The sequence below is a fragment of the Myceligenerans pegani genome (assembly GCF_014892515.1).
GTDB lineage: Bacteria > Actinomycetota > Actinomycetes > Actinomycetales > Cellulomonadaceae > Myceligenerans > Myceligenerans pegani.
The window spans coordinates 34,781-50,431 of sequence record NZ_JADBGR010000075.1; the positions used below are offsets into that span (position 1 = coordinate 34,781).

A 15,651-nucleotide genomic window follows, 5' to 3' on the forward strand; every position below is an offset into this window, starting at 1 on the left:
GTCGGCAGAAGTCCCCCTAGATTCGGGTCCGAAAGGTCAAAGCCGACCGAGGAGGGCGCATGCGCTCGCGAGGACCCACGACCCGTACGAGACAGGTAGTCGCGCTGGCGGCTGCCGCAGCCACCACAGGCGCCGTGCTGACGGGGGCCGTCCCCGTCGCCGCGGCGGCGGCAGACGATCTGCCGCCGCAGGAACCGGGCGTCACCCTGAGGACCTACGACATGGCACGGGACATCAGCGAGCTGTGCACGCTGCGCTCCGGCCAGACGCCGAACGTCGACCAGCTCAAGCCGACCATCGACTACTCGACGGACGCGGACTTCGGCATGGGCGACCGCTTCATCGCGCACGCCCTGGCCAACCTGTCGGTGCCGTCCGACGGCACCTACGACTTCCGGCTCACCAGCGACGACGGCTCGCGCCTCGTGATCGACGACAGCGTTGTCGTCGACAACGACGGCCTGCACGGGGCCGAGTCCGTGGAGGGCTCGGCCGCCCTCACCGCCGGTTACCACGACCTGCGGGTGGAGTACTTCGAGAACACGGGGGACAACGTCCTCCGGTTGGAGTGGCGCCCGTCTGGGGCCGCGGAGTACGAGGTCGTGCCGTCGTCGGCCCTCAGCACCGAGGCGGGCGTGGTGCGGGTGACAGCGCCGGGCACCAAGTACTGCGAGGGCCAGGACGACACGGCGGGCGACGGCATGCGCCTGGACTCGGTCCACCCGGGCTACACGCTCACCGACCTGCGCCCGGAGGGCTTCGAGCCCATGGTCTCGGCCCTCGACTGGACCGACGACGACCGCCTCGTCGTGGTCACGTCCGGCTCGGTCAGCCCGGCCGGCTGGGTCGAGGACCCGGAGCCGGGCGAGATCTTCCTGCTGGACAACGTGACCGGGGAGACCTCGCGGGAGCAGGTGGAGGTCGAGAAGGTCGCCACGGACCTGTTCAACCCGATGGGTGTCGCGGTGATCGGGGACTCGATCTACGTCTCCGAGCGCGACGCCCTGACGGAGCTGACCGACCCGGACGGCGACGGCTTCTTCGACGAGCACCGCACGGTGGCGGAGTGGCCGTTCGGCGGCAACTTCCACGAGTTCGCCTTCGGCCTGCTGCACGACGAGGAGTACTTCTACGTCAACCTGTCCGTCGCGATCAACAACGGCGGCGCGACCACCGACCCGCAGCCCGCGGAGAACCGCGGCACCGCGATCCGGGTCGACCGGGAGACCGGCGAGGTCGAGTACGTGGCCGGCGGCCTGCGCACGCCCAACGGCATGGTCGAGGGCCCGGACGGCGAGCTGTTCGTGATGGACAACCAGGGCGGGTGGCTGCCCAGCTCCAAGCTCGTGCACGTCGAGGAGGGCAAGTTCTTCAACCACTTCACCAACCCGGCGGGTCCGTTCGACGACGAGCCGGTGAGCGCCCCGGCCCTGTGGGTGCCGCAGAACGAGATCGGCAACTCCCCGAGTTCGCCGGTGCTGCTCGAGGACGGGCCGTACGCGGGCCAGCTCGTGTTCGGCGACGTCACCTACGGCGGCCTGCAGCGCGGCTTCCTCGAAGAGGTCGACGGCGAGTACCAGGGCGCGGTGTTCCGGCACTCCGCCGGACTGGAGGCCGGCGTCAACCGGACCGTCGTCGGGCCCGACGGGGCGCTGTACGTCGGCGGCATCGGTGAGGCCGGCAACTGGAGCGAGGAGGGCAAGCTGCGGTACGGCCTGCAGAAGCTCACGCCGAACGGCGAGCACGCCTTCGACATGACGGAGATGCGGGTCACGAGGAAGGGCTTCCGGATCGAGTACACGCAGCCGCTGTCGGAGGAGACGGTCGCCGCGATCGCCGAGGACCCGAACGCCGCCTACCGCATGGACCACTGGCGGTACGTGCCCACCCCTGCCTACGGCGGGCCGAAGATCGACGAGCGTCCGCTGTTCGTCGACCGCGCCCGGGTGTCCCGGGACCGCACGACGGTGATGCTCACCGTCGACGGGCTCGAGCCGGGTCGCGTGGTGCACCTGCGCAGCCCGCGCCCGTTCACGGACGTCGAGGGCCGGGAGCTGTGGAACACCGAGGCGTGGTACACGCTCAACGCGATCCCCGGGTACCGGTCACCCGCCGAGCGCGGCTACCACGAGGCGGAGGAGGCGACGCTGCGGGGTTCGGCGAACGTCGACACCGAGCACTCCGGCTACTCGGGCTCCGGGTTCGTGGACGGGTTCGGGCAGGTGGGCGCATCGGCGACCTTCACCACGAGCGTCCGGCACCGGGGCACGTGGCCGGTGAACCTGCGGTACTCGAACGGGCCCAACCCCTTCGAAGGCACCAAGACGGTCTCGGTGCTGGTCAACGGCGAAGAGGTCGAGCCCTGGGCGCTGGAGTCGACCGGTGACTGGAAGACGTGGGCGACGGCGACGCGGGATCTGCGGCTGAAGAAGGGCGTCAACACCATCACACTGCGCTACGACGAGGAGGACGACGGCAACGTCAACCTGGACGCCCTCACCATCGGCCGTCACACGGACCTCTGTCGTCCGGAACGGTACGAGCGGGGGTACGAGGCCCTGTTCGACGGCACCCTCGCGTCGTTCGACGAGTGGCGCCTGGCGGGCGCCGGGTCGTTCGGCCGGCAGAGCGACTGCTCGATCCGCAGCACGGGTGGCATGGGCCTGCTCTGGCACACCGGCGAGGAGCTGGGGCAGTACAGCCTCAAGCTCGACTGGAAGCTGCTCAAGGACGACAACGGCGGCGTCTTCGTCGGCTTCCCCGACCCGGGGAACGATCCGTGGGTCGCGGTGAACGAGGGCTACGAGATCCAGATCGACGCCAGTGACGAGCCCGACCGCACGACCGGGTCGATCTACACCTTCCAGGGCGCCGACCCGGCTGCCGTCGAGCGGGCGCTGAACCCGCCGGGGTCGTGGAACTCCTACGAGATCCGCGTGGTGGGCGACACCATCAAGGTGTTCCTCAACGGGGTGCTGGTGAACGACTTCGTCAGCACCGACCCGGCGCGCGACCTCTCCCGGGGATACATCGGCCTCCAGAACCACGGGGGCGGGGAGACGATCTACTACCGGGACGTGCGGGTGAAGGATCTGTCGGACGCCGGCTGACACCCGGCGCCCGACGCGGTGGTGGCGACGCCCGGGACGGTCACGTCCCGGGCGTCGTCGCGTCCTGCGGGCGCGCGGCTACGGTGCCGGGCGCGCCGCCCAGAGGAGTCCCCGCGTGATGATCCGGCGGATCGCCGGGTGCTCGAGCTCCGCGACCGAGTGGCCGACCGTGCAGGCGAAGACCCGTCCGTTCCCCCAGTGCCGGGTCCAGGTGACCGGCACGGTCACGGGCTCGCGCCACGGCGCGCCCGGCCGCGGCTGGTGAGTGGTCGTCATCAGGACGTCGCAGGCCGGGTCGTGCTGGACCCAGTACTGCTCGGTGTGCAGCCGGATCGGCGACTCGAGGCCCTCGACGACCGGGTGGTCGGCATGCTCGGGCCGGACCACGATCTCGTGGTCGATGAAGTCGTCGGGGTGGGCGACGAACTGGCCGCCGACGATGTGCTGGAAGTCGGTGGCGTTGCGGAAGGCGTCCAGGAGCCCGCCGTGCCAGCCCGCGAGGCCGGTGCCGTTCTCGACCGCGACGCGCAGGCCGTGCATCTCCTCGACCAGGATGTCGCCCATCGTCCACGACTGGACGACGAGGTCGACGCGGTCCATCGTCTCCTCGTCGGCGTAGATCTCCAGTGATTCCTCGACGATGACATCGAAGTCGGCGTCCCGGAGGAAGGGGACGAACAGGTCGGTGGTGCGTTTCGGGTCGTGTCCGTCCCAACCTCCTCGGACGACGAGTACGGTACGCGTGGTCACGAGACCTCCTTGGCAGCGATGAGAGTGTCGACCGACGATGGCGCGAGGTATTGCTCGATGACAAGGGTCGCGGCTCCGACGACGCCGGCCTGGGCCCCCGCCTCCGACGGCGTGATCCGCAGGTCGCGCGTGGCCAGCGGGAGCGAGCGCTGGTAGACGACCTCGCGGATGCCCGCCATGAGATGCTCGCCGGCGCCCGCGAGGATTCCGCCGACGACGATCCGCGCGGGGTTCAGCAGGCTGACGGACGCCGCCAGGACGCTGCCGATGTCGCGGCCGGCCTGGCGGACGGCCTGCCCGGCGGCGACGTCGCCGGACCGGACGAGGTCGACGATGTCCTGGGTGGTGGCGACCGCGGAGCCGGAGTCACGCAGGCGGGTCACGATGGCGGCGCCGCCGGCGACGGCCTCGAGACAGCCGCTGTTCCCGCAGCGGCACGGGATGTCGCCCGCGCCCGGCACGGTGACGTGCCCGAGGTCGCCCGCGGCGCCCTGAGCTCCCCGCCGCAGGTGGCCGTCCATGATGACGCCCGCGCCGATGCCGGTCGCCACCTTGACGAACAGCAGGTCGTCGACGTCGGGGGTCATCGTGCGGTGCTCGCCGAGCGCCATGATGTTGACGTCGTTGTCCACCATCACGGGCGCGCCGAGTCGCGTGTACAGCTCGGCCGGCACGTCGACGCCGCCCCAGCCCGGCATGATCGGCGGGTTGACGGGCCTCCCCGTGCCGTGGTCGACCGGGCCCGGAAGCCCGATGCCGATGCCGGCGAGCTCCTCCATGCGGCGTCCCGCCTGGGTGACGAGCTTCCTGGCGGTCTCGGCGACCCAGTCCAGCACGGGCTCCGGGCCGTCGGCGATGGCGAGCGGCTCGTCGATCTGCGCGAGGGGTTCGGCCGCGAGGTCCGTGACGGCGATGCGCGCGTGGGTGGCCCCCAGGTCGACGCCCAGCGTGATGCGTGACTGGGGATCGAAGGCAAAGGTCGACGGCGGCCGGCCACCGGTGCTGGTGGCCTCTCCGGCGGGGGCCAGCAGGCCCACCGAACGCAACGCGTCGATCCGTGCGGCGACGGTCGACCGTGACTGCCCGGTCTCGGCAACGAGTGAGGCCCGCGTCCGCGGCGCGCCGTTCCTGAACAGTTGGAACATCTCACCCGCCCCCGTCGGCCGCGGCGGGAATTTCGCCAGCCCTTCCATGAGCACAGTGAACCATGCCACCTTTCGTTGCGACTTTGTCGTCTGCGGATCCCCGTCACGGGAAGGTAACAGTCCTAAAGTACCGGAACTTATGATTGACAGTGTGCAGAAGTCGCCCCTAGGGTCGGCGTATGGTCACCGGAGACCCCACAGCACCGCTGCTGCAGATGCATGGCATCGTCAAGCACTTCCCGGGCGCCAAGGCGCTCGACGGCGTCGACCTCGACGTCGTCGCCGGCGAGGTGCACTGCCTCCTGGGACAGAACGGGGCCGGCAAGTCGACCCTCATCAAGGTTCTCGCCGGGGCCCACCAGCCCACCGCCGGCACGATCCGGCTGGACGGCGAGCAGATCCGGATCCCGCACCCGGTCGCGGCCCTCGAGCACGGCATCGCGACGATGTACCAGGAGCTCGACGTCGTCGACGGGCTCACCGTGGCCGAGAACATCTATCTCGGCCACGAGCTGGCATCGGCGGGCTTCACGCAGCGGCGCGAGGCCGCCGGTCACACCCGTCGCCTCATGGAGCGACTGGGGCATCCGGAGATCGGACCCCACCGTGAGGTCGGCACGCTGTCGGCCGCCGGCAAGCAGATCGTCTCGATGGCGCGTGCCCTGTCGCGGGACGCGCGGGTGATCGTCATGGACGAGCCGTCTGCGGTCCTGGACTCCGGTGAGGTCGACAACCTCTTCCGCGTGGTGGAGGAGCTCACCGGCCAGGGCATCGCGATCATCTACATCTCCCACCGCCTCGAGGAGATCCGCCGCATCGGCGACCGCATCACCGTCCTCAAGGACGGCATGACCGTCGGCCGGAACCTCCCGGTCGCCTCGACGTCCACGGACGAACTCATCAAGCTCATGACCGGCAAGAACGTGGAGTACGCGTTCCCCGAACGACCCGGCGTCCCGCGGGACGCCCCGGTCCGGCTCGAGGTCGAGGGGCTCGGCCTGGCGAACACCTTCCGCGACGTCTCCTTCACGGTGCGCGCGGGTGAGATCGTCGGCCTGGCCGGCCTCGTCGGATCGGGCCGCTCGGAGATCCTCGAGACGGTCTACGGCGCGCGCCGTGCGACGGCGGGGAGGATCACCCTCGACGGGCGCTCGCTGCGGCGTGGTTCCGTCGCCGCGGCGGTCTCCGCCGGGATCGGCCTCGCCCCGGAGGAGCGCAAGAGCCAGGGCCTGGTCCTCGACGAACCCGTCTACCGCAACGTCACCCTCGCCAGCTTCGCCCGCATGGCCCCGGCCGGGTGGCTCGACGAGCGCGCGGAGAAGAAGGCAGCCCGGGAGCAGGCCACCGCTCTCGATCTGCGTCCCCGCGACGTCGAGCGCGCGATCCGGACGCTGTCGGGAGGCAACCAGCAGAAGGCGATGCTCGCCCGCTGGCTCGTGCACGGGTGCGACGTGCTGCTGCTCGACGAGCCGACCCGCGGCGTCGACGTCGGGGCGCGGTCCGAGATCTACGCCCTCATCCGCCGCCTGGCCGACGCGGGCACCGCCGTCGTCGTGGTCTCGAGCGAGATCCCCGAGGTGCTGGGACTGGCGGACCAGGTGCTGGTCGTGTCCGACGGGCGGGTCGTGCGCAGCGGACCCGCGCAGGAGATCGACGAGCACCAGGTGCTCGACCTCGTCATGGAAGGAACAAGCGCGTGACCGAACCCACGGCCGCCCCGCCGGCCGACAAGGAGATCAAGAACGAGAGCAGGACCCGACTCCCCTCGATGTTCTCCGGCGCCGCCGGCCGCAACGTCGGGCTCGTGCTGGCGCTGGTGCTGATCTGCGTGGTGGGGGTCATCACCGGTGGCGGACGGTTCGCCAGCATCGACAACCTCATGGTCGTCCTGCGGCTGGCCTCCGTCATCGGCGTCCTCGCGATCGGGATGACGTTCGTCATCACCTCGGGAGGCATCGACCTCTCGGTCGGTTCCGTCATGGGCCTGACGACCGTCTGGGCCACCACGTGGGCGACGCAGGCCATGGCCGAGGACCTCCACTGGGGGGTGATGGTCTTCACCGCCATGGTCGTCGGCACCGTCGCCGGCCTCGTCAACGGCGTGATCATCGCCTACGGGCGCGTCGTCCCGTTCATCACCACCCTGGCGATGCTGGCCGCCGCACGTGGCCTGGCGGAGATGATCTCGAACCGGCAGACCCAGCGGGTCCAGAGCGATGCCTTCATCGAGTTCTTCCGGCTGGAGCCGCTCGGTGTACCGATCCTCGTGTGGGTCTTCGCCGCCGTGGCGGTGGCGGGCTGGTTCCTGCTCAACCGGACGACGTTCGGGCGGCGGACCGTCGCGATCGGCGGCAACGCGGAGGCGTCGCGCCTCGCCGGCATCAAGGTGCAGCGCCACACCCTCTACATCTACGGCCTGGCCGGCCTGACCGCGGGGATCGCCGGTGCGATGATGCTCGGCCGCACCACCGCCGGTACCTCCACCCACGGCATGCTCTGGGAGCTCGAGGCCATCGCCGCCGTCGTCGTCGGCGGCACGCTGCTCATCGGTGGTCGCGGCACGATCGTCGGCACCGTGGTGGGCGTCCTCATCTTCACCGTGCTGACCAACGTGTTCACCATCAACAACATGTCGACCTCGGCGCAGCTGGTCGCCAAGGGCGCCATCATCGTGGCCGCCGTCCTCCTGCAGCAGCGTTTCGCGAACCGGTCGAAGTCGACCTGACCGGCCCCCGGGGCCCACCCCCACAGCAACCCGACCGAACCCCCGCAAGTACCGGACCGAATCGAGGAAGATCTCATGTCCGCTAGGAAGAACCTCCGCCGGATGCTGGGCATCCCCGCAGCGCTGGCCGCCTCCGCCCTCCTGGTCGCCGGCTGCGTCAGCAACGAACCGCCCGAGGACGAGAACGATTCCGTGAGCCAGGACGACGGCTCCGGCGGCACCGCCAACGACGAGCCCGGCGAGACCGTCGTGATCGGCTTCTCCGCACCCGCCGCCGACCACGGCTGGATGGGCGCCATCACCCAGGCGGCGCTCGACACCGCCGAGCAGTACGAGGACATCGAACTCCGCCAGGCCGAGGCCACCAACGACGTCAACATGCAGATCAGCCACATCGAGCAGTTCATCAACGAGGGCGTGGACGCCATCGTGCTGCTCCCGTTCGACGGCGACGCCCTGACCGAGGTCGCCCTCGACGCGATGGAGGCCGGGATCCCGGTGATCAACGTCGACCGCGAGCTGTCGAGCCCGTTCGCGTCCCGCGCCACCATCCTCGGCGACAACTACGGGATGGGCGTCTCGGCCGGCACCTACATCTGCGAGCAGCTCGGCGACCAGCCCGACGCCGTCGTCGCGGAGATCCAGGGCATCGCCAACCTGCCGCTGACGCAGGACCGGTCGCAGGGCTTCGCGGATGCCCTGAGCGACTGCGGCCTGGAGGTCTCCACCCAGGTGGCCGCGGACTTCACCATCCAGGGCGGGGAGACGGCGACGTCGAACCTGCTCCAGGCGGAGCCCGAGATCGACGCCATCTGGAACCACGACGACGACCAGGGCGTCGGCGTCCTGGCGGCCATCGAGAACGCCGGTCGCGACGAGTTCTTCATGGTCGGCGGCGCCGGCTCCCTCGACGTGATGGAGCACATCCAGGCCGGCGACTCCGTCCTGCAGGCGACCGTCGTCTACCCGTCCACCCAGGCGGCCGACGGCATCAAGCTGGCCCGCCTGGTCGCCCAGGACAAGAGCATGTCCGACCTGGTCTCCGCCGGCGTGCCGCGCACCATCCAGCTCCACGCGCCGGTGGTCACGGCCGACAACGTCGACCAGTACCTGGAGATCGGCTTCCGTTCCTGAGGACGGAGGTCACCGACGGTGGCGAGGCGGCCGCGGCCTCGCCACCGCCCTCCCGGTCGCCGGTGACGGCGGCCGGACCCGACGACGGAAGGACCACACTCATGGGTGACGCGCCCCGCGATCAGCTAGGCGTCGGCATGGTCGGCTACTCCTTCATGGGTGCCGCTCACTCCCAGGCCTGGCGGACCGCCCCTCGCTTCTTCGACCTCCCGCTGCGGATCGACATGCGCGTCGTCGCCGGGCGCTCCGCGGACGGCGTGCGCGCCGCGGCCGAGCGGCTCGGCTGGCAGGACTCGACGACCGACTGGCGCACGCTGCTGGAGCGCGACGACGTCGAGCTGGTCGACGTCTGCACGCCCGGGAACACGCACGCCGAGATCGCCGTCGCCGCCCTGGACGCCGGCAAGCACGTGCTGTGCGAGAAGCCGCTGGCCAACACGGTCGCCGAGGCCGAGCAGATGGCCGCGGCGGCCGAGCGGGCGGCGGAACGAGGGGTCCTGGCGATGGTGGGCTTCACCTATCGGCGGGTGCCGGCGATCCGGCTCGCCCGGGAGCTGGTGGCCGACGGCCGCATCGGCGAGGTGCGCCACGTGCGGGCGCAGTACCTGCAGGACTGGCTGACCGACCCGGCGGCGCCGCTGTCGTGGCGGCTGGACAAGGACAAGGCCGGCTCCGGCGCCCTGGGTGACATCGGGGCGCACGTGGTCGACCTGGCCCAGTTCGTCACCGGCGAGTCCCTCGTGGGGGTCAGCGGGCTGCTCGAGACGTTCGTCCGCGAGCGTCCCGTGGCGGCGTCGTCGTCCGGGCTGTCCGGCCAGGCGGGCGAGGGCACCGGCGAGGTCACCGTGGACGACGCCGCGCTGTTCTTCGGGAGGCTGTCCGGCGGCGGCCTCGCCAGCTTCGAGGCGACGCGGTTCGCCGCGGGCCGCAAGAACGCCATACGGCTCGAGATCAACGGCTCGCGCGGCTCGCTGGCGTTCGACTTCGAGGACATGAACGTCCTGCACTTCTTCGACGACGGCGAGGACGCACGCACGGCGGGCTTCCGCCGCATCGTGGTGACCGAGCCGGACCACCCCTACATCGCGGCCTGGTGGCCGCCCGGCCACGGGCTCGGCTACGAGCACGGGTTCACCCACCAGGTGGTGGACCTGGTCGAGGATCTGGCGGCCGCCCGCCAGCCGCGGCCGTCGTTCGCCGACGGCCTCGCCGTCCAGCGCGTGCTCGACGCCGTCGAGCGCAGCTGGCAGCAGGGCAGCGGCTGGGTGGAGCTGTCCTGACGGCCCGGACCGATCCGACGAGAGGAGGCGCGGGCCCGCCCGACGCCCGAGAGACACGACCAGACCGGTGACGATGCCGTCAGGGCCGACGGCTTCGGGACCCCGGAGCGCGACAAGACCGTTCGACGACGAAGGAGTTCTTGGTGAGTAACTTGCTCTGGGGAGCACCACGTGCGGGCCGGTGGCTGATCGCCGCCGCTGCCTCACTCGCGGTCGCCGCTCCCATGACGCTGGCCGGCGCGACGCCGGCACAGGCAGCCGTACCGGCTGCGCCATCGACCGGGCAGCTTGCCGCGGCCCCGGCGGAGGCCGATCCGTTCAGCGTGCTCGTCTTCTCCAAGACGGCGGGCTTCCGGCACGGATCCATCCCCGCCGGGATCGCCGCCATCGAGCAGCTCGGCGTCGATCACGGGTTCACCGTGGACGCCACCGAGGACGCGGCGGCGTTCACCGACGAGAACCTTGCGAACTACGACGTCGTCGCGTGGCTCTCCACGACCGGCGACGTGCTGGACGACGAGCAGCAGGCCGCGTTCGAGCGGTACATCCAGAACGGCGGCGGTTACGCCGGCATCCACGCGGCGTCCGACACGGAGTACGACTGGCCGTGGTACGGGGAGCTGGTGGGCGCCTACTTCAACTCCCACCCGCAGAACCAGGACGCCACGATCAAGGTCGAGGACCACGAGCACGCCTCGACCGAGCACCTGCCGGAGCGGTGGGAGCGCCACGACGAGTGGTACAACTTCCGCTCCAACCCGCGCGACGAGGTCCACGTCCTGGCCTCCCTGGACGAGTCCAGCTACGACGCCGGGACCGGCGCGATGGGGGCGGAGCACCCGATCGCCTGGTGCCACGCCTACGACGGGGGCCGTGCCTGGTACACGGGCGGCGGCCACACCGACGCCTCGTTCAGCGAGCCGGAGTTCCTCGAGCACCTGCTGGGCGGCCTGCAGACCGCGGCCGGCGTCGTCGACTCCGACTGCGCCGCGACGCAGAGCGACAGCTACGAGATGGTGCCCCTCGACGAGGAGACCTCGAACCCGATGATGCTGGACGTGGCCGACGACGGCACCGTCTTCTACGTCGAGCGGGACGGGCGCGTGCAGCGGATCGACCCGGAGTCGGACACCACGAGCACCGCGATGACGCTGTCCGTCACGCAGTCCAACGAGGACGGGCTGACCGGCGTCGTGCTCGACCCGGACTTCGCGACCAACGGATGGGTGTACCTGTTCTGGTCCCCGCAGGACGTCGGCGACGACGGCCCGCACAACCGCGTCTCGCGCTTCGACTACGACCCGGCTTCCGGCACGATCGACCCGGCCACCGAGGAGACCGTGCTGGTCATCCCGACCCAGCGTCAGACGTGCTGTCACGCGGGCGGTGACATGGTCTTCGACGCCGACGGCAACCTGTACGTCGCCACCGGCGACAACACGAACCCGTTCGAGTCGCAGGGCTACGCGCCGCTGGACGAGCGGACCGGGCGCCAGAACTACGACTCGCAGCGCACGGCGGCCAACAGCAACGACCTGCGCGGCAAGATCCTGCGGATCACGCCGCAGGACGACGGCTCGTACACGATTCCCGAGGGCAACATGTTCGCCCCCGGCACGGCCGACACCCTGCCCGAGATCTACGCGATGGGCTTCCGCAACCCGTTCCGGATCGGTGTCGATCCCGCCAACGGAAACGTTCTCGTCGCGGACTACGGCCCGGACGCCGGTTCGGCCAGCCCGAGTCGCGGACCCGAGGGCCTGGTCGAGTGGAACGTCGTCAGCGAGCCCGGCTTCTACGGCTGGCCGTACTGCACCGGCGCGAACAGCGCCTACCACGAGTACGACTTCGCCACCGGCCAGTCCGGCGCGGCGTACGACTGCGCCGGCGGCCCCGTGAACGACTCGCCGAACAACACCGGCATCACCCAGCTCCCGCCCGCCGTGGAGTCCGAGGTCTGGTACGGGTACGCGAGCAACCCGCTGTTCCCGGAGATCGGCGGCGGCGGCGCGCCCATGGGCGGCCCGGTCTACTCGTACGACCCGGCGCTGGAGTCCGACGTCAAGTGGCCGGCCTACTGGGACGGCAAGGCGCTGTTCGGCGAGTGGAACCAGGGGCGGATGTACTCCTTCCAGCTCACCGGCGAGCAGCGCGACGACCTGGTGGACATCAACCGCGTCCTGCCCGGGATCTTCGACCCCGACGCCGGGTTCGACCGGCCGATGGACTTCGACTTCGGTCCCGACGGCGCGCTGTACGTCGTGGACTGGGGCTCCGGGTTCGGCGGCAACAACGACAACTCGGGGGTGTACAAGGTCAACTACGTCGAGGGCGACCCGGCGCCGATCGCCCGGGCCTCCGCCGACGTGACCGACGGCCACGCCCCGCTGACCGTGCAGTTCTCGTCTGAGGGCACCCGGCACCCGTCCGGCGAGCCGATCTCGCTCCAGTGGACGTTCGGCGACGGTTCCGAGCCGACCACCGAGGCGAACCCGACCCACACCTACACCGAGAACGGCCGCTACACCGCCCAGCTCGTCGCGACCGACGCCGCCGGGCAGACCGGTGTCGCCAACGTGACGATCGTGGTCGGCAACCTCGCCCCGGAGGTGTCGATCACGTTCCCGGAGAACGGCGGCTTCTTCGAATGGGGCGACCAGGTGCGCTACGAGATCGACGTCAACGATCCCGACGGTGAGGTGACCTGCGAGAACGTCACGCTGTTCACCCGGCTCGGACACGCGGGGCATTCCCACCCGTTCGACGAGCTGACCGGCTGCTCGGGCGTCTTCCAGACCGCCCGGGACGAGGGCCACGGCATCGAGGCGAACATCTTCTGGGTCATCGAGGCGTTCTACACCGACGACGGCGGCGCGGCCGGCGTCCCGCTGACCACGACCGATCTGCAGGTGCTGCAGCCCAAGCTGGTCCAGTCCGAATTCTTCACCGGCACGGGCCGGGTCGACGGCATCGGCGACGGCGCGGGTGACCCGGGCGTCCAGATCGAGGAGACGGGCGACACCGCCGGTGGCGGCCAGAACATCGGCTTCATCGAGCCGGGCGACTACTGGGCCCACGAGCCGGTGAGCCTGGCGTCCGTCGACGGGATCTCGCTGCGCGCCGCCTCCGCCGGCGACGGCGGGGAGGTGTCGCTGCGCTGGGACGCGCCCGACGGCCCGGAGATCGGCCGCATCACGGTGCCCGGAACCGGCGGCTGGCAGCAGTACGTCGACGTGGGGACCGCGCTGAGCAACGTCCCGTCCGGCTCGGGGTCCCTGCACTTCGTGCTGCTCTCCGGCGGGATCAACGTCAACTGGATGGAGATCGACGGCCGCGGGGTCACCGACAACCAGCGGCCGGAGGTCGCGCTGACGGTCGACCCGGTCTCGGGCGACGCCCCGCTCACCGTGACCGCCACCGCCGAGGCCACCGACCCGGACGGCTCCGGCGACCTCACCTACGCGTGGGACGCCGGTCTCGGTGACGGGTTCGTCGACGGCACGCCGTCGTTCGAGCACACCTACGACGAACGGGGCACCTACCGCCTCCAGGTGCGCGTCACCGACGAGGGCGGCGCCTACGCCGTCGAGTACGCGACGATCGAGGTCACCGGCACCGTGCCGGAGCCGACGCCCTGCCTGTCGGGCAGGTCGGACGACTTCCTCGGCGACGACCTCGACCCGAACCGATGGACCGTGCTCGATCGCAACCAGGACCTGCGGGTCGCCGACGGCGTCCTCACGATCCCGGCGACCGCCACGGACTTCTACGGGACGAACAACACAGAAGTGCCCAACCTCGTCCTGCAGGACCTGCCCGACGGCCCCTTCACCGCGACGGCCAAGGTCACGATCCCGGCCCACGCCCAGTACCAGCAGGCCGGCCTGCTGATCTACGGCGACGCGGACAACTACGCGAAGATGGTGATCGAGGGCCGCTCGTCGCCCGCCGACCCGGCCACGCGCATCTTCCAGTACATCCGGGAGGAGGGCGGCGCGCCCAACGAGGTCGGGGAGTCCAACACCGCGGCCCTCGGAGCGGCGTACCCGGACACGGTGTACGTGCGCCTGGCCAGCAGCGACGGCCAGGACCTCACGGCGTCGTACTCGCCCGACGGCGCGACCTTCACGGCCATGCCGCAGACCAAGTCGCTCGCCGGCATCACCGATCCGCGGATCGGACTCTTCGCGCTCGCCGGCAGCGGCTCGGCCGCGCAGGTGGTGGACGCGCAGTTCGACTGGTTCCACCTCACCCCTGACGACACGGCGGAGGCTCCCGGGCCCGACGACGAGTTCGACGGGGACGGGCTCGACGGCTGCCGCTGGGACGTCGTCCGCGACGATCCGACGGGGTACCGGGTGACCGGTGGCGCGCTGGAGATCGACACGACCGCCACCGACATCTACACCGGCAGCAACACCGACACGCCGAACATCGTCGTGCAGGACCTGCCGGAGGACGACTGGACGGTCGAAACCCGGGTGGACGGCTCGGACTTCGACCAGCAGTACCAGCAGGGCGGTCTGATCGTGTACGGCGACGACGACAACTACGTCAAACTCGACCTCGTGACGGACAACGCGCCGGGGAGCGCCGTCACGCAGCGCATCGAGCTGCGTAGCGAGGTCGATGCCGTGATCCAGGACCCGCAGCCGGGCGCGAACGACCTCACGTCGCGCGTGTGGCACCTGCGGCTGTCGAAGGCAGGGTCCACCTTCACCGGTGAGTACAGCGCGGACGGCGAGGACTGGACCGCCCTCGCCGAGCCGGTGACGCACGAGGGACTGCAGGACGCCCGGGTGGGTCTGTTCGCGCTCGGCGGTCCTCAGCAGTCGGTCGCCACGGCGTCGTTCGACCACTTCCGGGTGGCCGGGACCACGGAGCCCGAGCTCATCGCGGCGACGCCGGCGGTCGAGGTCGTCCAGCCCACGTGCTCGTACGACGCGTCCGGGGCGGAGGTCGTCACCGGAGGGTCGCTGGTCACGGCCGAGGTGACCGGGGTGCGGTCCTACGTCGTGCGGGAATGGGCCGACGGTTCCGCCGGTGACCGCCTGACCGACCTGGACGGGCTCGCTCCGGGGACGTACCGGATCGCCGTCCGGCCCGCCGACGGCTACTACCTGGTCGCCGACGGCGACTGGAGGGTCCGGGACGACGGGCTCGCCGTGCTCTTCGTGACGCTGGAGGAGCCCGAGTGCCCGGACCCGAACACGCCGGACGTCGTCGTCACCCCGGCGACGTGCGACGCCGGGGGGTCGATCGATCCGGTCGAGCTCCCCGGGGTGCGTAGCTACACGGTGCACCGCTGGGTGGACGGCCACCCGCGCGGCAAGCCGCGTGACCTCGAGAACCTCGCGCCGGGCGACTACCGGGTGATCGCCTCGCCGACCCGCCGCACCGAGCTGACGGTCACCGGCGACTGGCGGCTCAGCCCGTCCGGCAAGGCGCGCGTCGTCGTGACCGTCGGGGAGGTGTGCGACCGATGAACCGGGGGCGTGCGCCGGTAT

The 15,651-nt window shown here is 70.8% G+C and carries 8 protein-coding genes; 6 read left to right on the plus strand and 2 right to left on the minus strand.

Annotated elements, in window-relative coordinates:
* Nucleotides 1-59: 59 nt before the first annotated feature.
* Nucleotides 60-3,110 carry a 3-keto-alpha-glucoside-1,2-lyase-like domain-containing protein gene (locus tag IIE03_RS09895; RefSeq protein ID WP_192862590.1) on the plus strand — a complete coding sequence of 1,017 codons (3,051 nt, stop codon included), beginning with the start codon at nucleotides 60-62 and terminating at the stop codon, nucleotides 3,108-3,110.
* Nucleotides 3,111-3,188: 78 nt separating this feature from the next.
* Here IIE03_RS09895 and IIE03_RS09900 read toward each other — a convergent pair whose 3' ends face one another.
* The gene (locus IIE03_RS09900) at nucleotides 3,189-3,860 is read right to left on the minus strand and encodes a ThuA domain-containing protein (RefSeq protein ID WP_192862591.1); all 672 of its coding nucleotides are present in this window, start codon (nucleotides 3,858-3,860) and stop codon (nucleotides 3,189-3,191) included.
* Nucleotides 3,857-5,005, minus strand: coding sequence for an ROK family protein (locus IIE03_RS09905; RefSeq protein WP_225997542.1), 1,149 nt, complete (start codon nucleotides 5,003-5,005; stop codon nucleotides 3,857-3,859). The genes IIE03_RS09900 and IIE03_RS09905 overlap by 4 nt, the downstream gene beginning before the upstream one ends.
* A 179-nt stretch (nucleotides 5,006-5,184) precedes the next feature.
* On the opposite strand from IIE03_RS09905, the gene IIE03_RS09910 reads away from it, so the two are divergent.
* The 5 genes from IIE03_RS09910 (at nucleotide 5,185) to IIE03_RS09930 (ending at nucleotide 15,630) form a co-directional block, all read left to right on the plus strand.
* The gene (locus tag IIE03_RS09910; protein WP_192862592.1) at nucleotides 5,185-6,705 is read left to right on the plus strand and encodes a sugar ABC transporter ATP-binding protein; all 1,521 of its coding nucleotides are present in this window, start codon (nucleotides 5,185-5,187) and stop codon (nucleotides 6,703-6,705) included.
* Nucleotides 6,702-7,730 (plus strand): ABC transporter permease, encoded by a 1,029-nt coding sequence (locus IIE03_RS09915; protein ID WP_408632842.1) that lies wholly within the window; start codon nucleotides 6,702-6,704, stop codon nucleotides 7,728-7,730. Before IIE03_RS09910 ends, IIE03_RS09915 begins: the two co-directional genes overlap by 4 nt.
* Nucleotides 7,731-7,805: 75 nt before the next feature.
* Nucleotides 7,806-8,864 (plus strand): substrate-binding domain-containing protein, encoded by a 1,059-nt coding sequence (locus tag IIE03_RS09920; protein WP_192862593.1) that lies wholly within the window; start codon nucleotides 7,806-7,808, stop codon nucleotides 8,862-8,864.
* Nucleotides 8,865-8,965: 101 nt separating this feature from the next.
* Entirely contained in the window at nucleotides 8,966-10,144 is a 1,179-nt protein-coding gene (locus IIE03_RS09925; RefSeq protein WP_192862594.1) for a Gfo/Idh/MocA family protein, read from the plus strand.
* A gap of 143 nt (nucleotides 10,145-10,287) precedes the next feature.
* The gene (locus tag IIE03_RS09930) at nucleotides 10,288-15,630 is read left to right on the plus strand and encodes a ThuA domain-containing protein (RefSeq protein WP_318842903.1); all 5,343 of its coding nucleotides are present in this window, start codon (nucleotides 10,288-10,290) and stop codon (nucleotides 15,628-15,630) included.
* The last annotated feature ends 21 nt before the right edge of the window (nucleotides 15,631-15,651 follow it).